The sequence below is a fragment of the Streptomyces sp. RPT161 genome (assembly GCF_027533845.1).
GTDB lineage: Bacteria > Actinomycetota > Actinomycetes > Streptomycetales > Streptomycetaceae > Streptantibioticus_A > Streptantibioticus_A silvisoli_A.
Genome location: NZ_JAPZVN010000001.1, coordinates 120058 through 143610, shown reverse-complemented (window position 1 = coordinate 143610; position 23553 = coordinate 120058). Strand labels below are relative to the sequence as shown.

The following is a 23553-nucleotide window of genomic DNA, read 5'->3' as shown; positions in this document are numbered from 1 at the left end:
GGGGACGGTTCGCTGTCCCTCGCTCGGCCACCCCAACGAACCACCGATCGCCGGTCGCAGGGAGCTGTTTTCAATGAGCGCCGAGTCGCTAGGACCGCGTGACCGAATCGGCAGTTGGCGCCGGTCCTTCCGTACGTGGCGTGGCCAACGCCCCTTCTGGGCGGGCCTGCTGACGCTGCTGGGCGGACTGCCGATCATGTACTTCCCCTATGCCAACCTCACCCTCGGTCAGTTGACCGTTCGGATGGCCACCACCGCCGGTTCCGGCTCGCTGATCATCGGCGTGCTGCTGGTGGTGCTCGGCTTCACCATGTGGTTCCAGTCGACCGCCCGGGTCTTCGCCGGGGTGGCCGCCATCCTGCTGGCCCTGGTGTCGCTGGTGGTCTCCAACTTCGGCGGCTTCATGGTGGGCTTCCTGCTCGCCCTGATCGGCGGCGGCCTGTCCGTCTCGTGGGCGCCCGGTGCTCCGCCGACCCAGCCCGCGACCAACGGGGACCCCGAACCGGTCATCGCCGGGCCGGTGCTCTCGGGCAACGGGTTGGACGACGAGTCGATGAACGGGAGGCACCGTGCGGGGTGATGAGGCTCAACCCGAGAACGAGGGCAGCGCCCCTCGTGCCAGAACCGGGCCGAGGCACGCGGCCCCGCGCAGGTCGCTGCTCACCCGCGCCCCCGTGGGCAAGGCGATCGCGCTGGCCGCGATGCCCACCGCAGTACTGATGGGCATGGGACTGACACCCCGGCTCGCGCAGGCCGACGAACTGCCGAAGAACCCGTTCAGCGGTGACCACTGCGTCAGCCAGTCCGACAGCCCGTCGCCGTCCAGCTCGCCCTCCGCTTCACCGTCCGCCACGCCGTCCGAGTCGCCCTTGCCGTCCGCGAGCGCGTCGCCCTCGGCGCAGACGGACACGCCCAAGAGCGGTCAGGACAAGGGTGTTTCGGCGCCGAGCAGCGCACCGCACGCTTCGACGCCGGACAGCAGCGCACCGCGCTCCACGGCCAGTGCGACGCCGTCGCCCAGCCAGTCGAACAACCCCTGGGACCCGCTGGGCCTCGGCAACACGCTCAAGGGCCTGCTCGGCGGCGGCTCCGCGGCCAGTCCGACGCCCAGTGCCTCGCCGACCCCCAGCGCCACGCCCACGCCGAGCGCCAGCCCCACGGCCAACGCCCCGGCGAGCGCGGCCGGTTCGGCGGCCCAGGGCGCGACGCAGGCCGTCAGGAACGCCCTGGCGAACGCCACCAAGGCGGCGAAGTCCGCGGCCCCCACCACGTCCCCGTCGGACAGCCCGTCCGCGGCTCCGTCGCCCTCGTCCACCGGGCCGCAGCCGTTCCCGTGCCCGACGTACAACGCCAAGGCGCTGGCGGACGCCGGACTGGAACCGACGTCGTCACTGCTGCCGAACGACCCGTGGATCCTCAAGACGGACCTGCTGACCCTGATGGGCCTGGACTACCACGGCATCGTGAAGGTCAAGACGGAGAACGGCACCGTCAAGGACGTACTGAAGTTCACCGCGAGCGCGGTGGACATCAAGAACCTCCACCAGATCACGGAGGGGGCGCTGGGTACGCACTGGAACGTGCAGGGGCGCGACGGCAGTACGTCCACGGTCCGCAACGGCACGGTGACGATGTACACCGAGAAGATCAGTGGCAACCTCTTCGGGCTGATCCCGGTCACCTTCAGCCCGCAGACCCCGCCACCGCTCAACATCCCGCTGGCGATCTTCAGCAACTGCACGGTCGTCCAGGCCGGGCAGTTCGGCGGCACGCTGACCATCCCCGGCATGCACGTGTACCCCGGCTGATCCGCAGACCATTCCGGGAGCCGCACGGTGGGCGCCGGTCCCCTCGGGGGGACCGGCGCCCACCTGTAATGTCTGGGCCATGACGACGAGCGAACAGCGTGCGGTGACGGTCGTGGTGATCGGCTACAACGACGCCGCGCACATCACCGACGCGGTGCGCTCCGCGCTCGCCCAGGGCCCGGCCGTCGCCGAGGTGATCGCCGTGGACGACTGCTCCACGGACGGCACCGGCGACGTCCTGGAGCGGCTTTCCGCCGGAGAGGACCGGCTGCGCGTGCTGCGGCGGACCGAGAACAGCGGGGGCTGCGGCACCCCGCGCAACGACGGCATCCGCGCCGCCGCCACCCCGTACGTGATGTTCCTCGACAGCGACGACGTACTGCCCACCGGTGCGGTCGACGCCCTGCTGACCGCCGCCCGCGCCCACGACGCGGACGTCGCCGCGGGCCAGTGCGTACGGCGTGAACTGCCCGAGGGACGTGACACGTTGTGGCGCTCCGAGCTGTACGCGGCGCCCGCGCTCGTCGAGCGGCCGGAGGACGAACCGCGGCTGGTGGACGACACGTTGTGCGTCAACAAGCTCTACCGCACCGGCTTCCTGCGCGAGCACGGCATCGTCTTCCCCGAAGGCCGGTTCGTCTACGAGGACTTCGTCTTCACCGCCCGAGTGCTCGCCGCCGCCCCGCGGGTCGCCCTGGTGCCCGACACCGTGTACGTGTGGCACGTACGGCGGGCCGCCAAGCGGTTGTCGATCTCCCTCGACCGCGCGGGCATCGACAACTGGCGCTCCCGGATCGAGGCCCACCGCCAGGTGGTCGCGATCCACACCGCGGCGGGGGAGAAGACGCTGGCCAGCGCCGCCAGGGCCAGCTTCCTCGACCGCTCGGTGCGGATGTACGTACGTGAGCTGGGCGGGCGTGGCGCCGAGTACCGCCGGGAGTGGTGGCGACTGGCCCGGGAGTACCTCGCCGGATTCGAGGAACGCGACCTGGCCGCCGCACCGCCGCCCGCGCGGACCATCGCCCAGGTCGTGCTGGCCGCCCCGGAGCCCCGTGACCTGACCCGGCTCGTGGCGCTCGCCGCCCGCCCGGCCCGGCTGCTGCCCCCCTACGCCGAGGGGCAGGTGTGGAGCGAGGACCTGCCGAAGGTCGCTCTCGGCGGGCTGGTGGCCTGCCCGATCGGCGAACTGGCGCTTGCCGCCGAGGCGTCGCTGGCCCTCAGCCCGGTGCGGGGGACGCTGATGCTGCGGGTGCACGAGCTGTACGGGCGGCTGGCCGCGGCACGTCCGGTCGCGGTCGACGTCGAGTGGACCGACCGCCACACCGGTCGCACGATCACCTCGCACACCACCGGCCTCACCCCGCAGGCCTCGGCCTGGACGGCCGAGGCGCCGGTCCACCTGACCGCGCTGGCCGAGGGCGATCTGGCGGTACGGGACCTACGGCTCACCGTCCACTTCGCGGACGGCGGTCGCACGGTGACCGCCGCCCAGGCGGCCGGCGGCGCCCTGCGCCGCGCCGCCGTGCTGAGCAGGCGCGGCGGCGCCCTGCTGGTCCAGCCCTACGCCACGGTGGACGGCGCGCTGGCCCTCCGCGTGGCGCCCGGCCTGCGCGGCGCGGTCTCCGTCCTGCGGCGGCGCCTGCGGCGGGGGTAGGCCGGGCCGCGGCGCCCGCGGCCGTGGGCCGCTGATGGGCGGCGGCAGGCACCACGGCGTCGCACAGCCCCCGGACCGGCCGCGGCCGGGCGCTCAGGCGTCGTGCCGTGCCCGCCAACCGGCCCACGCCGAGTCGATCATCTCGTCGACGTCGTACTGAGCCGACCAGCCCAGCTCCTCGCGGATGCGGGCCGCGGAGGCCACCACCCGGGCGGGGTCGCCGGGGCGGCGGTCCAGGACCTTGGGCTGGACGTCCTCATGCCCGGTCACGGCGCAGATGCGCTGGACCATCTCGGTGACCGACACCCCCTCGCCGCGCCCGATGTTCACCGTCAGGTCGCCGGTGGCCCCGCCGGCCAGTCGACGAGCCGCCGCCAGATGGGCGGAGGCGATGTCGCGCACATGGATGTAGTCACGGATGCAGGTGCCGTCCGGCGTCGGATAGTCCGCGCCGAAGACCATCGGCGGCTCGCCCGCGTCCAGCTTCTCGAAGACCATGGGCACCAGGTTGAACACGCCCACGTCCGCCAGCTCCGGCCGGGCCGCCCCGGCCACGTTGAAGTACCGCAGGCACGTGGTGCCCATGCCGTACGCCTTGCCGGCCGCCCGGACCAGCCACTCACCGGCCAGCTTGGTCTCGCCGTACGGGTTGATCGGCAGGCAGGGGGTGTCCTCCGTGACGAGGTCCACATCCGGCATCCCGTAGACGGCAGCGGAGGAGGAGAAGACGAAGTGCTTCACACCGGCCGCCGCGCAGGCGCCCAGCAGCACCTCAAGACCGTGGATGTTCTCCCGGTAGTACATCAGGGGCTGCTCGACCGACTCCGCCACCTGCTTCTTCGCGGCGAGGTGGACGACCCCGGTCACCCCGTGCTCCGCCAGGGTGCGGTCCAGCACCTGGCGGTCCAGCGTGGAGCCGGTCACCAGCGGGACGTCCTGGGGCAGCCGCTCCGGGATGCCGGTCGACAGGTCGTCCAAGACCACGACCCGCTCCCCGGCCTCCGCCATGGCTCGCGCCACATGCGCGCCGATGTACCCCGCACCGCCTGTAATCAACCACGTCATGCCAGACACCCTAAGGGGCCGCTCCCGTAGGGTGTGGCCGGTCCGTGCTACGCCCGGGCACACACATGTGCGGGGCGTGGACTGCCTACCGTAGGATTTCAGAACTAAAAATTCACTCAGATCTCACCGTCTCTCGTCGCCCCATACCCGTCGCGCCCACCCCAGGAACCGTCACTCCATGACAACGTTCAGCGTCATCGTCACCGCCCTCGACGCCCAGGGCTACCTCCGGGAGTGCCTCGACAGCGCACTCGGCCTGCCCGCCGAAGGGGTGGAGGTCATCGCCGTGGACAACGGCTCGACCGACGCCACGAGAGCCATCGTCGACGAGTACGCGGAGCGGGACGAGCGGGTGCACGCCGTCCACCTCCCCAAGCCGCTGACCAACGGTGCCGCCCGCGCCGTCGCGGCGAAGCAGGCCAAGGGCGACTACCTGCTGTTCATCGACGGCCGGGACTGCCTCACCGACGGCGCGCTGGCCGCACTGGGCCGGCGGATCGCCGAGACCGGTGAGCCGGACGCGGTGGTCTTCGACCACGTCCGCTCGCACTGGTGGAACGACGCGATCGCCAGCGGCGACGGCCGCCTGTTCATCGCCCCCGGGCGCGAGGTCTTCTCGGTGTACCAGCAGCCGGAGACGCTGCACCTGACCCCCACGCTCAGCAACCGCGTGCTGCGCGCCGACTTCTACGAGGCGCACCGCGAGCTGTTCGACAAGGACGAGTACGCCGAGGTGCTGCCCGCCATCGGCAGCCTGCTGGCCGCCGACCGGATCGCCATACTCGACAAGGTCTGCCTGCGCCGCCGCGAGCCGGAGACGCCGGTGCGCGAGCGCGGGCAGTTCAACCTGTTCGACCAGTACGACGCGCTGTGGGAGCTGCTGGGCAGCCGTTCGGTGCTCCCCGAGCACCGGGCGATCGTCTTCAGCGGCATGATCCGCCGCTATCTGAAGGTGCTCACCGTGCCCGGCCTGGACGAGCGGGAGCAGGCCGCGTTCTTCCACCGCGCCTCCGAGCACTTCCTGCGCTACAAGCCGAACGACTACCAGCGCCCGTCGAACCTCAACGGTGTGCGGCACGCCATGCTGGAGCGCGACTCGTACTCCGGCTACCGCGCCCTGCAGTCCGCCAACCGCAAGCGCCGTACCGTGCGCACGCTGGCCGTGAAGGCCAAGCGCAAGGCGGCGGACCTGGCCAAGGAGAGCGCCTACCGCGAGCAGCTGCGGCACCCCCTGGAGGAGGACCTGGCGGTCTTCTCCGCGTACTGGGACCGCGGTGTCGCCTGCAGCCCGGCGGCGATCTCGGCCAAGCTCGCCGAACTCGCCCCGAACATCCGCCAGGTGTGGGTGGTGCGCCGCGCCGACGTGCCGCTGGTGCCCGCCGGTGTGGACTACGTGGTGCCGGGCAGCCGCCGCTACTGGAGCGTGATGGCGCGCGCCAAGTACCTGGTCAACAACGTCAACTTCCCCGACTCGGTGACCAAGCGGCCCGGCCAGATCCATGTGCAGACCCACCATGGCACGCCGCTGAAGCGGATGGGCACCGACCAGATCCCGTTCCCGGCCACCTCGCGCGGTGTCGACTACGAGGCGCTGCTGGAGCGTTGCGCCCGCTGGGACTACAGCGTTTCGGCCAACTCGCACTCCACCGAGACCTGGGAGCGCGCCTACCCGGTGCCGTTCACCTCGCTCGACTACGGCTACCCGCGCAACGACGTCTACTACACGGCCACCGCCGAGGACGTGCTGCGCATCCGGGAGCGGCTGGGCATCGCGCCGGGCCGCAAGGCGCTGCTGTACGCGCCGACGCACCGCGACTACGAGGCCGACTGGAAGCCGCGCCTGGACCTGGAGCGGATGGCCCGCAACCTCGGCGAGGACTTCGTGCTGCTGGTGCGCGGCCACTACTTCTACGACCGGGGCCTGTCCCCGCTGGAGGAGCTGCACCGGCGCGGCCTGATCATCGACGTCTCGCGCTATGACTCGGTGGAGGAACTCGGCCTGGCCTCCGACGCGTTGATCACCGACTACTCCTCGGTGATGTTCGACTACGCCAACCTGGACCGGCCGATAGTGGTCTTCGCGGACGACTGGGAGACCTACTCGGTCACCCGTGGCGTCTACTTCGACCTGACCGAGCTGTCCCCGGGCGCGGTCGGCCGCAGCCAGGAGGAGGTGGAGCGGCTGTTCCTGGACGGCGGCTGGCGGGATGAGCACGCCACCGCCAAGCGGGCCGAGTTCCGCCGGAAGTTCTGCGACTTCGACGACGGGCACGCCGCCGAGCGGGTGGTGCGCCACGTCTTCCTCGGGCAGGCGAACGTGCCGCCGGTGATACCACTGGAGGAGCGCACTCCGGCGCCGGCGCCGGAGGTGGCCGCCCGACTAGTGGCCGACAACGCACGGTGAGCGCTGCCGCGCCGGACAGCTCTTGTAGTGGATTTTCCCGGGGGGCGACCCCCGGACCGCCAGCCGAGGAAGTTCCCGGAGGACCCATGGCCCCGACGGCCCCCGACGTCACCGTCACGGTGATCGTCTACAACGACGCGGAGCGACTGCCGCGTGCGGTGGAGTCGTTGCGCCGTCAGACGCTGCGCAACATCGAGATCATCATCAGCGACGACCACTCGACGGACGACACTCCCGAGGTGGCCCGTGCGTTGGCGGCGCGGGACGAGCGCATCGTCTACAACCGCCTGCCGCAGAACAGCGGTGGCTGCAGCCGCCCGCGCAACTCGGCGATCGAGATCGCCAAGGCGCCGTACCTGATGTTCCTCGACAGCGACGACGAACTGCCCGAGCGGGCACTGGAGTTGCTGCTGGACGAGCTGCGCTCGGACGACACCGTCGACTTCGCGATGGGCGGGGTCGAGCGGGTGCGCACCGACACCGGGTCCGTGTCGGCCTGGCATCCGCACCTGTTCACCAAGAAGCAGACGGTGCGCGGCATCGAGCACCACCCCGGGGTGCTGTTCGAGCACCTGTCGACCAACAAGATGTACCGCCGGGAGTTCATCGACCGGCACGCGCTGCGCTTCCCCGAGGGCATCCACTACGAGGACCAGCTGTTCTCCGCCCAGGCGTACTGCCTGGCGCGGGCGTTCACCATCGTGCCGGACCCGGTGTACCGCTGGTACATCTCGCCGTACGAGGCGGTGGGCGCGCTGTCCATCTCCAACCAGCGGCACCGGATCGAGAACGTCCGGGACCGGATCAACGTCGCCCGGCTGATCGACGACTTCCTGGTGGAGAGCGGTCACCAGGCGATCAAGGCGGACAAGGACTTCAAGTTCCTCAAGCACGACCTGCGGATGTACACCGGTGACCTGCCGTACCGCAGCCACGACTGGATCAAGCAGTTCGCCGACGAGATCGGCCCGTACCTGGAGACGCTCGCCCCCGAGGCGTTCCGCCGACTGCCGCGCGACCAGCGCGTGGTGATCCAGCTGGTGCGCGACGGCCGTTATGAGGAGGCGCAGTCGGCCTCCCGCGGCATGAGCCGCGAGGTGGCGCCGCGCGAGGTGACCGAGGACGGCACGGGCCGTGTCTACTGGGGCTCGGTGGTTCCCGCCGACCCCGAGTCGGCGCGCGAGCTGGAGGTCAGCGACCTCGACCTGCGCACCCGGCCGTTCAAGAACGCGCTGCTGCGGCACGAGATCACCCGGATCGAGCCGGAGTCGGGCTCGCGGATCACGCTGGACGTGCGCACCTACGACCCGGGCAACCAGTTGCCGATGGCCCCGGTGGTGGCGACGATCCATCTGGCGCCCGCCACCAAGCGGTTGAGCGTGTCGTTCCGGCTGGACCCGGTGCGGCCGGGGCTGTTCGAGGGGACGGTCACCCTTGACCTGTCCTCGGTGCCGCTGCCGCCGCACGGGTTCGCCGGGGTACGGCATCCGGTGCTGGCGATCACCCAGCACCGGCAGCACAACACCGGTCTGCTGCTGGCGCCGCTGGACTTCCCGGCGCTGAGCAAGCGGATCGCGTACCACCGCGGCGTGGCCGAGCACACCGTCACGGTGGAGCCGGAGGGCCACGGCGCCGGCCGCATCCAGGTCCGCTGGGAGCGGGCGGGCCTGCTGGCGAAGGCGGAGCCCCACCTCCCGACGCTGGCCCGGGTGGCAGGCCCTGGCCTGCGGAAGGTGAGCGGCCTCGTCCGAGGCCTGGCGAAGTAGGGCTGCTGGCCGGGGGGCTCGTCCCCCGGCCTCGAAAGACAAGGGGCTCCGCCCCAAACCCCCGACACAGTGGGGGGTTTGGGGCGGAGCCCCAAAAAAATCTCAGACCACCTTCAGCAGCAGCTCGCCGTTCGGTCCCTTGGCCACCTTCTTGAGGGCGGGGTCGCCGGGGGCGAAGCCCCCGTCGCTGCGGAACTGGATGACCCAGCGCACGTGGTACTTGTGCAGCAGCGCCAACCGCTGCGCACGCGAAGTGCCCTTCTCGAAGAACTTCTTGGTGTCCTTCGACCGCTGCGCCTCGTCCTTGAGGAAGAAGTCCGGGTAACCGGACGCGACGGTGTACGGCCCGTACGCGGGCGCCTGGCGAAGGGCGAAGTAGTCCTTCGTCATGATCACCTGGCCGTACTTCACGTGTTTGGTGATCCACTGGTAGCCGCCCCACTCATGCTGGGCCGGCGCACTGCCCAGTACCGGAACCGACTTCGTGGACGCCACGTAGTTGAGCGCCCCCACCTGCGACCAGCAACCGACCAGCAGCGCCAGCGCGGTGAGCGGCACCAGGACCCGGCGCGCCCGCCGTCCGGCCTCGCCCGCCAGCTCCACCGCCAGCGCGACCTGCGCGGAGATGAAGACCGCGGGCAGCACCCGACCGTAGGACCAGTGCTGGGTCAGTCCGCCCAGCGCGTACACCAGCGCGCCGAAGGCGAAGAACAGCACCAGCGGATCGCGCCGGTCCCGCCGGAACCGCAGCGCCAGCGCCACGATGCCCAGCGACAGCAGACCGAACCGGGAGACCAGGTGGTCGTAGAGCGGCCGGTGGATCTCCTCCAGGCCGCCGACGTTCAGCAGCGAGAAGAACGAGTAGTACGGCCAGACGAGCAGGATCGCCAGCGACAGCGCTATCGCCGCGCCGATCCGCAGCCAGGCCGCTCTGCCCGGCCACGGACGCGCCCCCAGCAGTATCGCCAGCAGCCCGAAGACGGTCACCACACCGGTGAACTGGTGGCTGAGCGCGACCACCGCCAGCAGCGCGCCGAGCATGAGGTACCGGGCCATCCCCCAGTCCCTGGCCAGGGCGGTGCGCAGCATCGCCCACAGGTGGAACGCCACGCCCATGGCGAAGGTGCTGGGGTAGGCGATGCACAGGGCCAGCGAGGTTGCCCCGGGGAAGCCGCTCCAGGTGAACAGCTCCCAGCCGTACAGCAGCGTGACGCACAGGATGGCCAGCGGCACCGCCGCCCGGCGGGAGGTGAGCGTACGCACGAACTGCCGGATGCCGGTGACCAGCAGCACCAGGTTGATCGCGGCGGCGAGGTGCAGCACCTGGAACGTGGTCGCCCCGGTGACCTTGCCGATCAGCGCCAGGAAGAGCATCCACGGCGAGTAGTACGGGCTGTCGACATCCGCCTTGACCAGCGGATCGCCCGGGTTGCCGAGGTCGTGCCGCAGCCGGTCGAGGGTGGCGGCGTGGATTCCCAGGTCGCCCGCCCACGGCAGCTTCACCACCATCAGCGCGAGCAGTACGACGACCAGCAGCGCGGCGGCGGACACCGCCTTCTCCAGCAGACCGGCGGCCTGCCAACGGGTCTGGGCGGACCGGCCCAGGCGTGCTATACGCCCCTCCGGTCCGCCGGTTCCCGACGTGGCCCGCTCAGCCGCGGCGGGCACGAGCGGAGTCCAGTCGCAGTCGCCAGGGCAGGACGGCCGACTCGACCTGCACGGCCAGGTTCATCTTGGACGCGCCGATCTGCCGTTCCTCGAAGTGGATCGGCACCTCGACGCCCGTGTAACCGGCGCGCACCGCCTGGTACTTGAGCTCGACCTGGAAGCTGTAGCCGTTGCTGCGCACCTCGGACAGCTTCATCTCGGTGACCGTGTCGGCCCGCCACATGCAAAAGCCCGCGGTGACGTCCCGCAGCCCGGTGCGCAGCACCGTGCTCACATAGGCGTTGGCCCAGCGGGAGAGCAGCCTGCGGTGCAGGCCCCACTCCTCGGCGAGCCGACCGCCGCAGACGTAGCGGCTGCCGACGACGAACCCGGCGCCGGTGGCCAGCGCGGTGCCCAGCATCTGCGGCACGTACTCGACCGGGTGGCTGCCGTCGGCGTCCATCTGCAGCACGTACTGCGCCCCGTCCGCGACCGCCTGGTCCATGCCCGCCGCGTAGGCGCGGCCGAGGCCGTCCTTGGCGGTGCGGTGCAGCACGGAGATCCGGGTGCGGTCCGGTTCGTTGTATCGCTCGGCCAGCCGCTCGGCGACCTCACCGGTGCCGTCGGGGCTGTTGTCGTCCACCACCAGCAGCCGCAGCCCCGGCAGGTCGAGCGCCATCAGCTTCTCGGCCATCCCTGGCAGGTTCTCGGCCTCGTTGTAGGTGGGCATCACCACGGTCAGCGGGATGCCGCTCCACTCCGGAGGGAGCTGTACCGGCCGACGCAGCGTGGCGGCCGTCGGTACTGCCTGGGGGGTCGTCGTCGTCATCAAGTGGTCTTCTCTGTCGGGCCGCGGACTCAGGGCTTCGGAGAGAAGCGGATCGCGGCGTCGGGGAGCGTCGAGTCGCACCACACTCGCGCCCCGCCCTGCAGTTCGTTGTCCTCGCCGACCTCGGCCCGGTCTCCGATCACGGCGTTCTCCAGTACGGTACGCGAGCCGACGCGGGCTCCAGCGCCCACGAGCGAGGCCCGCACCTGCGCACCGGACTCGACGCGTGCGCCGTCCAGCACGATGGAGCCCTCGACCACCGCGTCCGCCGCGATGAACGAACCGGCGCCCACCACGGTTCCACCGGCCAGCTTCGCGCCGTCCTCCACGGTGGCGCCGGGCAGCACCAGGTACTCACCGGTGGGTCCGGGCAGCGCCGGAGAGCGCACCACACCGCGGACCAGGTCCGCCGAGGCCTGGATCAGGGCCGCCGGGCGGCCGAGGTCCAACCAGTACGTCTGGTCCACCACACCGTGCAGGTGCGCACCGGACTCCAGCAGCCCGGGGAAGGTCTCGCGCTCGACGGAGACCACCCGGCCCGCCGGGATGGTGTCGATCACCGAGCGGCGGAAGACGTAGCAACCGGCGTTGACCTGGTCGGTGACGATCTCCTCGGGGCGCTGCGGCTTCTCGGTGAAGGCCAGTACCCGACCGGTCCCGTCGGTGGGGACCAGGCCGAAGGCGCTGGGGTCCTCGACCCGGGTCAGGTGCAGCGAGACGTCGGCCCCGGCCGCGCGGTGGCTGTCGACCAGGCCCACGATGTCCAGGCCGGTGAGGATGTCGCCGTTGAAGATCAGTACCGGCTCGTCGGGCCCGCAGGTCAGCGCGTCGGCCGCGTTGCGGATCGCGCCACCGGTGCCCAGCGGCTCGGTCTCGTGGATGTACGTGATGCGCAGGCCCAGGTCGGAGCCGTCACCGAAGTACGGCTCGAAGACCTCGGCCAGGTAGGAGGTGGCGAGCACCACATGGGTGACGCCGGCGGCCCGGGCCTTGGCGAGCTGGTGGGCGAGGAACGGCACACCGGCGGTCGGAACCATCGGCTTCGGCGTGTGTTCCGTGACGGGGCGGAGACGGGAGCCCTTCCCGCCGACCAGGAGGATCGCTTCCACTGACAAGTACCTCAATCACTTACGGGTCGACGGACGGGTAGGGATACTACCTACGCTTTTGCTGCGGGTTGTCCACGAGGGACGACGGGGTGTCCGTGACGCCGCGTGGAACAACGTGCCCGGCATGGTAGTGAACGCCGCTATGGCGGGTCGGGTCACGTCGGCCGCTCTCAGAGAGTTCTCACTGGATCTCAGTGACTTTTCACCGGATCCGCTCACGGTGACCACTTGAACAACATGAGCAACCCGACCGCGTACCACCCGGCGAACACCGCCCCGCAGCCGTACAGGCACCCTTGCACCAGCCGGGGCAGCCGGGCGACCGGGCGGGCCACCAGCAGGAGCAGTATCGGCAGGAACGGCAGCATGAAGCGCGGCTTGGACAGCGGGGAGCCGGGCGTGCCGAACATCAGCTCCCACGCCCCGGCCAGCGCCAGTACCAGCGGCCACGGCACCTTGCGGTCCATGGCCAGCGCCACCACGGCCACCGCGACCAGCAGGATCAGCGCCAGCACCACCGGGTAGCGGATGTCGATGTGCTGGTAGGTCGCCACCTGCTTGAGGAAGTGCAGCGAGCCGCGGCCGAAGTCGAAGGACTGCCCCCAGGCCTTCTCCGCCTCGAACCAGCCGTCCCAGCGGCCCACCCGGCTGCCCAGGTACAGCCAGCTGAAGACCAGCCCGAGCGGCGCCAGGGCCAGCGCCAGCCACGGCCGCCAGCCGTCCCGGCGCCGTAGGAGCGCCCAGCCCGCGCTCAGCACCAGCACGCCGACCAGCACCGACGCGGTCGGCCTGATGGTCCCGGCGAGCGCGGTGAGCACGCCGGCCGCCACCCAGCGGCGGGCGATGACCGCGATCAGCGCCCACATCAGCGCCGCGCTGAAGCACGCCTCGGAGTACGGCACCCACAGCGCGAACGCGTACGGGGAGCACGCCCACAGCCCGACGCACGCGTAGCCGACGCGCCGCCCGAGCACCGAGCGGGCGAGGGTGTGCACCGCGACCGCCGCGGCGGTGGCGGCCAGCCAGGAGACCGCCACGCCCGCGTACGGGTAGCCGAGGCCGGTCACCAGGTGGACGGTTCTTATCAGCGCGGGGACCAGCGGGAAGAAGGCGAGTGTGGACCACTTCGGCACGCCGTCGGGCTGATAGCTGAGGTGGTGGGGATAGCCGTGCTCGGCGACGCTGAGGTAGTTCTTGCTGTCCCACTTGCTCAGGACCTGCACGACGCCGTAGCCGAGGTGGTGGCAGATCAGCAGCAGCACGGCGAAGGCGAGCGCCGAGACCGCCAGGTAGATGCCCGCGGCGTTCAGCGCCTCGCGGCGCGCGAAGCGTATCGTCACCGGTTCCCGGCGCAGCAGCTCGGCGAGCCGTCCCCGCCAGTCGGCGGCCGTCCCGCCCGCCCCGGAGTCCCCCGACCCGCTCACGGTGGCGGAGCTGTCGGGCGGCGGGGCTACGTCGACCATGGGGCTTCTCCGGAGGCTGGGGAAACGGACATCACCGGTGCGATGACCCGTCCGCCGGTCGGCGAACGGGCGACCGGTTCACCTTAAGGTCGGGCGTGTCGCGCTACAAAAGCCACGGGCGGGCCTGTCCCTGTCAGGGGGCAGGCCCGCCCGGGCCGGAGGGCTAGTTCTGGTGGCCGCCGCCCAGGTGGTGGACGCGGACCAGGTTGGTGGTGCCGGGGACACCGGGCGGGGAGCCCGCCGTGATGATCACGGTGTCGCCCTTGTCGTACTCGTTGAGCTTGAGCATCTCCTGGTCGACCAGGTCGACCATCGCGTCGGTGTGGTCGACGTGCTTGACCAGGTGCGTCTGCACGCCCCAGGTGAGCGTGAGCTGGTTGCGGGTGGCGGCGTCGGTGGTGAACGCCAGCACCGGTACCGGCACCCGGTAGCGGGCGAGCCGGCGCGCGGTGTCACCGGACTTGGTGAAGGCCACCAGCGTCTTGGCGTCCAGGAAGTCCGCCAGCTCGGCGGCGGCGCGGGCCACCGCACCGCCCTGGGTGCGCGGCTTCTTGCCCGGCGCCAGCGGCTGCAGGCCCCGCTTGAGCAGTTCCTCCTCGGCCGCCTCGACGATCCGGGACATCGTCTTGACGGTCTCGATCGGGTACTTGCCGACCGAGGACTCGGCGGACAGCATCACCGCGTCCGCGCCGTCCAGCACCGCGTTGGCCACGTCGGACGCCTCGGCGCGGGTGGGCCGGGAGTTGGTGATCATCGACTCCATCATCTGGGTCGCGACGATCACCGGCTTGGCGTTGCGGCGGCACAGCTCGATCAGCCTCTTCTGGACGACCGGCACCCTCTCCAGCGGGTACTCCACCGCCAGGTCGCCGCGGGCCACCATCACACCGTCGAAGGCGGCGACGACGTCCTCCATGTTGGCCACCGCCTGCGGCTTCTCCACCTTGGCGATGACCGGGACCCGGCGGCCGACCTCGTCCATCACCCGGTGCACGTCCCGGACGTCCTTGGCGTCCCGGACGAAGGAGAGCGCGACCATGTCCACGCCCATGCGCAGCGCGAACCGCAGGTCGTCGATGTCCTTCTCGGACAGCGCAGGGACGTTGACGGCGGCGCCGGGCAGGTTGATGCCCTTGTGGTCGGAGATGATGCCGCCCTCGACCACCAGGCAGCGCACCCGCGGACCCTCGACCTCGATGACCCGCAGCGCGACGTTGCCGTCGTTGATGAGCACCGGGTCGCCCTGGCTGACGTCAGCGGGCAGGCCCTTGTACGTCGTGCCGCAGATGTGCCGGTTACCGGGAACGTCCTCAGTGGTGATGACGAACTCGTCACCGGCCACCAGCTCCACCGGACCGTCGGCGAAGGTCTCCAGGCGGATCTTGGGACCCTGCAGGTCGGCGAGGACGCCCACGGCGCGGCCGGTCTCCTCGGAGACCTTGCGCACCCGGTGGTAGCGCTCCTCGTGCTCGGCGTGGGTGCCGTGGCTGAAGTTGAACCGGGCCACGTTCATTCCGGCCTCGACCAGCGTCTTGAGCTGGTCGTAGGAGTCGACGGCGGGACCCAGGGTGCAGACGATTTTCGCTCGGCGCATGTGGACGATCCTATCGATGTTTTGTTCCGGCCCGGAATTTACCCGGTGGCCCCCGTGCGGAGGCCTCCCGTTCCGGCCCGGTTTACGGGCGGACCAGCGAGTAGGCCTGCTGTGCGATCTCCAGTTCCTCGTCGGTGGGGACGACGGCGACCGCGACCCGGCTGGTCCTGGTGGAGACCAGCCGTGCCGCGCTGCCGCGCACAGCGTTGCGTACCGCGTCGATCTCGATGCCGAGGGGTTCGAGGCCGATGAGCGCGGCCTCGCGCACCGCGGCCGAATTCTCGCCCACTCCGGCCGTGAAAGCGATCGCGTCCACCCGTCCGAGTACCGCCGAATAGGCGCCGACGTACTTGCGCAGCCGGTGGACGTAGACGTCGAAGGCGAGTTGCGCGTCGGCGTCGTCCTCCGCGATCCGGCGGCCGATCTCGCGCATGTCGTTGTCACCGCACAGCCCGACCAGCCCGCTGCGCTTGTTGAGCAGGTTGTCGATGTCGTCCACGCCCAGTCCGGCGACCCGCGCCAGATGGAAGACCACCGCCGGATCGATGTCGCCCGACCGGGTGCCCATCACCAGGCCCTCCAGCGGGGTGAGCCCCATGGACGTGTCCACGCACACCCCGCCGCGCACCGCCGAGGCGGAGGCGCCGTTGCCCAGGTGCAGCACGATCACGTTGACCTCGGACGGCTCCTTGCCCAGCAGCGCGGCGGTGGCCCGGGAGACGTACGCGTGCGAGGTGCCGTGGAAGCCGTACCGGCGCACCCCGTACCGGTCGGCGGTGGCCCGGTCGATGGCGTACCGGGCCGCCGCCTCCGGCATGCCCGAGTGGAAGGCCGTGTCGAACACCGCGACCTGCGGCAGGTCGGGCCGCAGTTCGCGGGCCACCTTGATGCCGGTGACGTTGGCCGGGTTGTGCAGCGGGGCGAGCGGCACCAGCTTCTCGATCTCGCTGACCACCTCGTCGGTGATCAGCGTCGGCTCGGTGAACCGGGTGCCGCCGTGCACCACCCGGTGCCCGACGGCGGCCAGTTCCGGGGAGTCCAGGCCGAGGCCCTGGGAGGACAGCTCGTCGGCGACCTGCTTGAGCGCGGCGGAGTGGTCGGCGACCCCGCCCGCCTCGCCGATCCGCTCCACGATGCCGGAGGCGAGGCGGGAGCTGTCCGTTTCGGCTCCGTTGAGGGTGGTGGGCGACGGGCGGGCCATGTCGAGCAGCTGGTACTTCAGCGACGAGGAGCCGGAGTTGAGGACGAGGACGCGGGTCGCGGTCACGGGATCGGGTTCTTCCTTGGTGAACGGCACTGTACTCACTGGTTGTTGGCGTCGCCCTGGGCCTGGATGGCCGTGATGGCAACGGTGTTGACGATGTCCTGGACCAGCGCGCCGCGCGACAGGTCGTTGACGGGCTTGCGCAGACCCTGGAGCACCGGGCCGACGGCGATCGCGCCCGCCGAGCGCTGCACCGCCTTGTAGGTGTTGTTGCCGGTGTTCAGGTCCGGGAAGATCAGCACCGTCGCCCGGCCCGCCACCTCCGAGCCCGGCAGCTTGGTCGCCGCGACCGCCGGGTCGACCGCCGCGTCGTACTGGATCGGGCCCTCGACCGCCAGGTCGGGGCGGAGCTCCCGGACGATCTCGGTGGCCCGGCGCACCTTGTCCACGTCCGCGCCGGAACCCGAGGTGCCGGTGGAGTACGACAGCATCGCCACCCGCGGCTCCACCCCGAACTGGGCGGCGGTGGTGGCCGACTGGATCGCGATGTCCGCCAACTGCTCGGCGTTCGGGTCGGGGTTGACCGCGCAGTCGCCGTACACCAGCACCTTGTCGGCCAGGCACATGAAGAACACCGACGAGACGATCGAGGCACCCGGTGAGGTCTTGATGACCTCGAAGGCGGGCCGGATGGTGGCCGCCGTGGAGTGCACCGCGCCGGAGACCATGCCGTCGGCCAGCCCCTCCTGCACCATCAGGGTGCCGAAGTACGACACGTCGGCGACCACGTCGTGCGCCAGTTCCACCGTCATGCCCTTGTGGGCGCGCAGCTTGGCGTACAGCTCGGCGAAGTTCTCCCGCAGCGGCGAGGTCTGCGGGTCCACCACCCGGGCGATGGCGGCGGAGCCGTGGTCCTCGACGTCCAGGCCGAGGTTGACGCCCAGCTCACCGGCGCGCTTGCGGACCGCGTCCGGGTCGCCCAGCAGCGTCAGGTCGCAGACGTTGCGGCGCAGCAGCACCTCGGCGGCGCGCAGGATGCGTTCCTCGGTGCCCTCGGGCAGCACCACGTGGCGGCGACCGGAGCGGGCCCGCTCCAGCAGCTCGTGCTCGAACATCATCGGCGTCACCCGGCCGCTTCGGGCGACCGACAGGCGATCGGTCAACTCGCCGGTGTTCACGTGGAGTTCGAACAGGCCGAGCGCGGTCTCCGCCTTGCGCGGCGTGGCCGCGGTCAGCCTGCCCTCCAGCGCGAAAAGCTCGGCGGCGGTCGGGAACGAGCCGCCCGGCACCGAGATCACCGGGGTGCCCGGTGCCAGCCGCTCGGCCAGCGCGATGATGTCCCGGCCGGGGCGCTCGTCCAGGGTGAGCAGCACGCCCGCGATGGGCGGCGCGCCCGCCGAGTGCGCCGCCAGCGAGCCGATGATCAGGTCCGCCCGGTCGCCGGGGGTGACCACCAGGCAGCCGGGGGTCAGCGCGGGCAGGAACGTCGGCAGCATGGCACCGCCGAAGACGAAGTTCATGACGTTGCGGGCCAGCCCGGCGTCATCGCCGAGCAGCACCTCGGCCCCGAGCTTCTGCACGACCTGCGCCACGGTCGGCGCGGATAGCGACGGCTCCTCGGGCAGTACGTAGACCGGCACCGGAAGACGGTCGGCCAGCCGGTCGGCGGCGATCTTGGCGGCGTCCGGGGCGACCCGGTTGGCGATCATGGCCAGGATGTAGCAGCCCTCGTCGGCGTAGGCGCGGTGGGCGTTGTGCACCTCGGCGACGACGGAGTCGGCGCTCTGGTCCAGGCCGCCGACGATCGGGAGCACGGAGGCGCCGAACTCGTTGGCCAGCCGGGCGTTGAGGTTCAGCTCGGCGGGCAGCTGGGTGTCGGCGTAGTCCGAGCCGAGGACGAGCACGAACTCGTACTCCCTGGCCACCGCGTGGAAGCGGTCGACCAGTCGGGAGACCAGCTCCTCGGTGCCCTGTTCGGCGGCGAGCCGGGCGGCCTCGTCGTAGCCGAGCCCGTAGACGGTCTTCGGGTCCTGGCTGAGCCGGTAGCGGGCGCGCAGCAGCTCGAACAGCCGGTCGGGACCCTCGTGCATCAGCGGCCGGAAGACCCCCACCCGGTCGACCTGGCGGGTCAGCAGTTCCATGACCCCCAGTTCCACGACCTGGCGGCCGTCGCCGCGTCCGATCCCGGTCACGTACACGCTGCGCGTCACGCGCGTTCTCCATCCTTCATCGCGATCGCTGTATCGCGCCTGTTCTGCCCTTCGAAGCTAACCCGCCCCCCTTTGCGGCGCGCGCCGGGCCGGGGATGCGCGCCGGACCCCGCCATCGCAAAGTTCTCATAAGGTATGAAGGATGTGGTAATCCGATCACGATTACCCACTGTGACCCCCTGGCTCACAGTTCCGAACGGCCGCCCCCGACACAGGAGATTGACCGCGATGCGCATCGGAGTCCTCACCGCCGGCGGTGACTGCCCGGGGCTGAACGCCGTGATCCGGTCGGTCGTGCACCGCGGACTCACCGGGCACGGCGACGAGGTGATCGGCTTCGAGGACGGCTTCAAGGGACTGCTGGAGGGCCGCTACCGCCCACTGGACCTCAACGCGGTCAGCGGCATCCTGGCCCGCGGCGGCACCATCCTCGGCTCCGCCCGGCTGGAGCGGGCCCGGCTGCACGAGGCCGCCGACAACGCCGACGCGCTGTGCCGCAAGTACGGCATCGACGTGCTCATCCCGATCGGCGGCGAGGGCACCCTGACCGCGGCCCGGATGCTCGCCGACGCCGGGATGCCGGTGGTCGGTGTGCCCAAGACGATCGACAACGACATCTCGGCCACCGACCGGACCTTCGGCTTCGACACCGCCGTCATGGTCGCCACCGAGGCCATCGACCGGCTCAAGACCACCGCCGAGTCCCATCAGCGGGTGATGGTGGTCGAGGTGATGGGCCGCCACGCGGGCTGGATCGCCCTGGAGTCCGGCATGGCGGGCGGTGCGCACGGCATCTGCGTTCCGGAGCGCCCGTTCGATCCCGCCGACCTGGTCGCCATGGTCGAGGAGCGGTTCGCCCGCGGCAAGAAGTTCGCCGTCATCTGCGTCGCCGAGGGCGCCCATCCGATCCAGGGCACCATGGCCTACGGCTACGGCGAGATCGACGCGTACGGGCACGAGCGTTTCATGGGCATCGGCACCCGGCTCGCCGAGGAACTCGCCTTCCGGCTCGGCAAGGAGGCCCGGCCGGTCATCCTCGGCCACGTCCAGCGCGGCGGTGTGCCCACCGCGTACGACAGGGTGCTGGCCACCCGGTTCGGCTGGCACGCCGTGCAGGCGGCGCACGAGGGCGCGTTCGGCCACATGACCGCGCTGCGCGGCACCAGCATCGAGATGGTGCCGCTCAAGGACGCCATCACCGAACTCAAGCGGGTACCCGACGACCGCATCCGCGAGGCCGAGTCGGTCTTCTGACCCGCGCCGGACTACCCCTTGACCGCCCCGCCGAGCGCGAAGCCGCCACCGAGCCGACGCGAGATCAGCGCGTACAGCAGCACCACGGGAAGCGAGTACAGGATCGAGAAGGCGGCGAGCTGGCCGTACTCCACCGTTCCGTAGCTGCCGAAGAAGGAGAAGATCGTCACCGATGCGGGCATCTTGTCCGGCGAGAGCAGCAGCATGAACGGGACGAAGAAGTTCCCCCACATGGCGACGAAGCTGAAGACCGTCACCACCGTGACCCCCGGCCCCATCAGCGGCAGCACAACGCGCAGCAGTGTCTGCGGGAATGACGCACCGTCAGTCCATGCCGCCTCCTCAAGGACGCTCGGCACACCGTCCATGAAGTTCTTCATCAGCCAGATGCAGAACGGCAGTTGGGTGGTGGCCAGGAACAGGATCGTCCCGTACATGGTGTCGATCAGGTTGACCTGAACGAACAGGCCGTAGACCGGAATCATGATCGCGGTGATCGGCAGGCAGGTCGAGAAGAGGACCGTGAGCATGAACGGACGGTTCAGCCGGGACCGGTACCGGGACAGCGGATAGGCGGCCAGGATCGCGCACGCCACGGTGAGCGCGGTGGCGCCGCCGCAGAGGATCAGGCTGTTCAGCATCGGGGTGAAGGTGATCTCGTCGGTGAGCACCGCCGAGAAGTTGCCGGTCGTCGGCGACGACGGCACATGCACCCGCAGCCCAGCCTGCGGGTCCACCGAGGCGAGCGCCAGCCAGACCAGCGGAACGGCGAACGCGACGGCCACCAACACCAGCGCCGCGTCGGCGGCCAGCCGGTGACGGACACGGCGCGGCCCTCTCCCGCGCCGCCCGGCGGTCATCGCGGTGCCCCCGCTCGGGCGGTGTGCCGTGCCGCTACCCCAGCGGTCAGATCCTCAGCTGGTCCACCCGCCGGTTCGTATGGGCCTCGATGTCCATGGTCGCGCTGTGCATCAGTTGGTGGGTCAGGTCGTTCAGCGCGCGAGCGGTGGCCAGCTCGTCGCCGATGTCCGGGATGTTCTCGTCGCCCGGGTTGCAGCGCGCCGTCCCCCGGCCGACCAGCTCCGAACTGCCGAAACCGCTCAGGTGTGCCTCGGCCTGGGTGATCGGCTGGACCTCGTTGATGCTGATCTCGATGGTGAGGGCCTTGTCCGCCATGGCGATCCTCCTCTCCCACTCCATGGTCACTCGCGGCCCCCACGGGCGCATGCCGGGAAGCTTCCATCAGACCTCCGTCCTGAGCAGCCGCAGATACACCACCGAGAACAGCGCCCCCACCACCAGGAGCAGCAGCGCCACCGCCGTGCCGTAGCCGATCAGGCTGTCCTGGAACGCCTTCTCGTACATGAACAGCGGCAGCGTCTGGCTGCGGTCCCCGGGGCCGCCGCGCGTCATCGCCCACACCAGGCCGAAGACGGACAGGGTCTGCAGGGTGTTGAGCATCAGATTGGTGCCGATCGACCGGCGGATCATCGGCAGCGTCACATGCCACATCCGCTGCGCCGCGCTCGCCCCGTCCACCTGCGCCTGCTCGGCGACGTCCTGGGGGATCTCGGCCAGCGCGGCGGAGTACACCAGCATCGAGAACGCGGTGCCGCGCCAGACGTTGGCCAGCGAGACGGCCAGGATCGGCAGCGTGAAGAGCCAGTTCTGGCTGGGCAGATGGAGCCAGCCGAGGATCGCGTTCAGCGTGCCCTCGCGCCGGAAGAACGCGTACAGCAGGAACGCCGCCACGATCTCCGGCAGCACCCACGCGGCGATCACCACGCCCCCGGTGACGGTGCGCACCGGCCGGGAGGCGCGGCGCATCACGGCCGCCAGGCCGAGCCCCAGCGTGTTCTGCCCGACGATCGAGGACAGCACGGTGAACAGCAGGGTCAGCAGCACCGCGTTGCGGAAACCCGCGTCGGAGAAGGCCTGCCGGAAGTTGGCCAGCCCGACGAAGTGCGTGCCCGACGCACCGGTCAACCGCATGTCGGTGAAGGCTATGTACGCGCAGTACGCGATGGGCCCGGCCAGGAACAGCACCAGCAGGATCACGGACGGCAGCACGGGCAGCCCCCGCACCACGGTGCGTCGGGCTCGGCTCACCGCGCGGTCTCCACGGCCCCGGCCGTGATCGACGACAACTGCTGGTCGTACGCCCTGGCGGCGGCGGCCGTCGAGGACTGGCCGGTGGAGACCGCCTCCATCGCCGCGCCGATGGCGGTGGACACCTGCGGATACGCGGGCAGGGCCGGGCGGTAGTGGGTGTACCGCACCAGCTTGGTGAAGAAGCCGATGCCCGGCATCGAGCTCAGATAGCCGTGGTCGGCGGCCACATCCTTGCGGACCGCGATGTTCGCGCTGCGGATGTCGTACTCGGCCGCGTTCGGCTCGCTCTGCAGCGTCCTGATGAAGTCCCAGGCGATGTCCGGGTGTTGGGCCCTGGCCGGGATGGCCCAGGTCCACCCGCCGGACATGCTGACCTCGCCGGGTGCCTGCCCGTTCTGCGTCGGCATGGCGGCGGTGCCCATCACCTGCGACCACTGCGGCCAGGGCTTGCCGCCGGTCTTGATCCAGTTGTTCCCCAGCCACGAACCGTCGAGGTCGATGGCGAGCTTGCCGGACGGGATCCACTCCGTCCCGACCACCGGCTGGATGTTGGGATCAAGGGCATCGGAGATGTCCGGCCCGAGCTTCTCCGTGTACACGGTCCGTACGAAGTCCAGCGCGTCGGAGAAGCCCTTGCTCGACCGGACCCACTTCTGGGTCTGCGGGTCGTACAGCGGATCCGCGCCCGTCCCGTAGGCGAGCATCTCGAACCCCTGCATCACGGCCGCCTCACCCGGAGCCTTCCCGGTGTAGAGGTTGAGCGGGATGACCCCGGGGACCTTGGCCTTGACCGTACGGGCGGCGGTGAGGATGTCGTTCCAGTCCTTCGGCTGCCAGTCGGTGGGCAGCCCCGCCTTCGTGAAGATGTCCTTGTTGAACCACAGCCCACGGGTGTCGGTGCCGTCCGGGACCCCGTACGTCCTGCCGTCCTGGGCTCTGGCGGCGGCCTTCGCGGTGTCCACGAACTGGTTCCACGCGGGCCAGCTGGAGATATATCCGTCCAGTGGCCGCAGATATCCCGCCTTGATGTCCGAGTTGATCAGGAACGTGTCCTCGTAGACCAGGTCGGGAGCGGTCTTGGGGGACCGCATCATCTGCTGCAACTTGGCGTAGTAGTCGTTCTCCGCCGCGGTGATCGGGATCAGCTGGACGTGCTTGCCGGGGTTCGCCTTCTCGAACTGGCCCTTCACCAGCCCGAGATAGTTGTCCATGATGCGAACGTTGTCATCGGGCACACGCTGGTAGGCGACCTTGATGGTGTTCTTGGGCTCGGTGGAACTGCCGCAAGAGCTGAGGGCGGTGGCGGCCAGGGCTGCGGCTGCCGCCGCGGCGACGTAACGGGCACGGCGCATGGGCAAGTCCTCCTTCGGCACGCGGACGGAAGGGGATGCTGCGGGTTGCCCGTGACGGTAAATGCCGGTCGGGGGCGGGTCA

At 70.6% G+C, this 23553-nt stretch carries 18 protein-coding genes; 6 read left to right on the top strand and 12 right to left on the bottom strand.

The window, feature by feature from the left end:
* Nucleotides 1-73 precede the first annotated feature (73 nt).
* The 3 genes from O5O46_RS00550 to O5O46_RS00540 all read left to right on the top strand — a co-directional run bounded on the left by O5O46_RS00550 (nucleotide 74) and on the right by O5O46_RS00540 (nucleotide 3462).
* Nucleotides 74-580 carry a DUF6114 domain-containing protein gene (locus O5O46_RS00550; RefSeq protein WP_269853162.1) on the top strand — a complete coding sequence of 169 codons (507 nt, stop codon included), beginning with the start codon at nucleotides 74-76 and terminating at the stop codon, nucleotides 578-580.
* The gene (locus tag O5O46_RS00545) at nucleotides 570-1808 is read left to right on the top strand and encodes a hydrogenase expression protein HypF (RefSeq protein WP_269853161.1); all 1239 of its coding nucleotides are present in this window, start codon (nucleotides 570-572) and stop codon (nucleotides 1806-1808) included. Before O5O46_RS00550 ends, O5O46_RS00545 begins: the two co-directional genes overlap by 11 nt.
* Before the next feature lie 79 nt (nucleotides 1809-1887).
* Nucleotides 1888-3462 carry a glycosyltransferase family 2 protein gene (locus tag O5O46_RS00540; protein ID WP_269853160.1) on the top strand — a complete coding sequence of 525 codons (1575 nt, stop codon included), beginning with the start codon at nucleotides 1888-1890 and terminating at the stop codon, nucleotides 3460-3462.
* A 93-nt stretch (nucleotides 3463-3555) separates the two neighbouring features.
* On the opposite strand, the gene galE is transcribed toward O5O46_RS00540, so the two are convergent.
* Nucleotides 3556-4527 carry a UDP-glucose 4-epimerase GalE gene (gene galE, locus O5O46_RS00535; protein WP_269853159.1) on the bottom strand — a complete coding sequence of 324 codons (972 nt, stop codon included), beginning with the start codon at nucleotides 4525-4527 and terminating at the stop codon, nucleotides 3556-3558.
* Between the two features lie 178 nt (nucleotides 4528-4705).
* Here galE and O5O46_RS00530 point away from each other — a divergent pair, with 178 nt between their 5' ends.
* Both O5O46_RS00530 and O5O46_RS00525 read left to right on the top strand, forming a co-directional pair.
* The gene (locus tag O5O46_RS00530) at nucleotides 4706-6931 is read left to right on the top strand and encodes a bifunctional glycosyltransferase/CDP-glycerol:glycerophosphate glycerophosphotransferase (RefSeq protein ID WP_269853158.1); all 2226 of its coding nucleotides are present in this window, start codon (nucleotides 4706-4708) and stop codon (nucleotides 6929-6931) included.
* Between the two features lie 86 nt (nucleotides 6932-7017).
* Nucleotides 7018-8697: a glycosyltransferase family 2 protein gene (locus tag O5O46_RS00525; RefSeq protein WP_269853157.1), complete on the top strand. Its 1680-nt coding sequence runs from the start codon at nucleotides 7018-7020 to the stop codon at nucleotides 8695-8697.
* 102 nt (nucleotides 8698-8799) lie between these two features.
* Here O5O46_RS00525 and O5O46_RS00520 read toward each other — a convergent pair whose 3' ends face one another.
* From O5O46_RS00520 to pta, 7 genes are all read right to left on the bottom strand, one after another.
* Entirely contained in the window at nucleotides 8800-10365 is a 1566-nt protein-coding gene (locus tag O5O46_RS00520; RefSeq protein ID WP_333482315.1) for a hypothetical protein, read from the bottom strand.
* Nucleotides 10349-11173, bottom strand: a complete 825-nt coding sequence (locus tag O5O46_RS00515) for a polyprenol monophosphomannose synthase (RefSeq protein WP_269853156.1) — start codon at nucleotides 11171-11173, stop codon at nucleotides 10349-10351. The genes O5O46_RS00520 and O5O46_RS00515 overlap by 17 nt, the downstream gene beginning before the upstream one ends.
* A 29-nt stretch (nucleotides 11174-11202) precedes the next feature.
* The gene (locus tag O5O46_RS00510; protein WP_269853155.1) at nucleotides 11203-12282 is read right to left on the bottom strand and encodes a nucleotidyltransferase family protein; all 1080 of its coding nucleotides are present in this window, start codon (nucleotides 12280-12282) and stop codon (nucleotides 11203-11205) included.
* Between the two features lie 215 nt (nucleotides 12283-12497).
* The gene (locus O5O46_RS00505) at nucleotides 12498-13745 is read right to left on the bottom strand and encodes a hypothetical protein (protein ID WP_269853154.1); all 1248 of its coding nucleotides are present in this window, start codon (nucleotides 13743-13745) and stop codon (nucleotides 12498-12500) included.
* A 163-nt stretch (nucleotides 13746-13908) separates the two neighbouring features.
* On the bottom strand, nucleotides 13909-15339 hold the full coding sequence (gene pyk / locus O5O46_RS00500; protein WP_269853153.1) for a pyruvate kinase: 1431 nt from the start codon (nucleotides 15337-15339) through the stop codon (nucleotides 13909-13911).
* Between the two features lie 82 nt (nucleotides 15340-15421).
* Nucleotides 15422-16606 carry an acetate kinase gene (locus O5O46_RS00495; RefSeq protein ID WP_269853152.1) on the bottom strand — a complete coding sequence of 395 codons (1185 nt, stop codon included), beginning with the start codon at nucleotides 16604-16606 and terminating at the stop codon, nucleotides 15422-15424.
* Between the two features lie 35 nt (nucleotides 16607-16641).
* The gene (pta, locus tag O5O46_RS00490; RefSeq protein ID WP_269853151.1) at nucleotides 16642-18753 is read right to left on the bottom strand and encodes a phosphate acetyltransferase; all 2112 of its coding nucleotides are present in this window, start codon (nucleotides 18751-18753) and stop codon (nucleotides 16642-16644) included.
* A gap of 228 nt (nucleotides 18754-18981) precedes the next feature.
* Here pta and O5O46_RS00485 point away from each other — a divergent pair, with 228 nt between their 5' ends.
* A complete protein-coding gene (locus tag O5O46_RS00485) occupies nucleotides 18982-20007 on the top strand; it encodes an ATP-dependent 6-phosphofructokinase (RefSeq protein WP_269853150.1) in 1026 nt (341 codons plus the stop codon).
* Nucleotides 20008-20018: 11 nt separating this feature from the next.
* On the opposite strand, the gene O5O46_RS00480 is transcribed toward O5O46_RS00485, so the two are convergent.
* From O5O46_RS00480 to O5O46_RS00465, 4 genes are all read right to left on the bottom strand, one after another.
* Nucleotides 20019-20867: a carbohydrate ABC transporter permease gene (locus O5O46_RS00480; RefSeq protein ID WP_269853149.1), complete on the bottom strand. Its 849-nt coding sequence runs from the start codon at nucleotides 20865-20867 to the stop codon at nucleotides 20019-20021.
* A gap of 46 nt (nucleotides 20868-20913) precedes the next feature.
* Nucleotides 20914-21183 carry a DUF1876 domain-containing protein gene (locus O5O46_RS00475; RefSeq protein ID WP_269853148.1) on the bottom strand — a complete coding sequence of 90 codons (270 nt, stop codon included), beginning with the start codon at nucleotides 21181-21183 and terminating at the stop codon, nucleotides 20914-20916.
* A 66-nt stretch (nucleotides 21184-21249) separates the two neighbouring features.
* Nucleotides 21250-22116 carry a carbohydrate ABC transporter permease gene (locus O5O46_RS00470; RefSeq protein ID WP_269853147.1) on the bottom strand — a complete coding sequence of 289 codons (867 nt, stop codon included), beginning with the start codon at nucleotides 22114-22116 and terminating at the stop codon, nucleotides 21250-21252.
* Entirely contained in the window at nucleotides 22113-23471 is a 1359-nt protein-coding gene (locus O5O46_RS00465; RefSeq protein WP_269853146.1) for an extracellular solute-binding protein, read from the bottom strand. Before O5O46_RS00465 ends, O5O46_RS00470 begins: the two co-directional genes overlap by 4 nt.
* Between the last annotated feature and the right edge of the window lie 82 nt (nucleotides 23472-23553).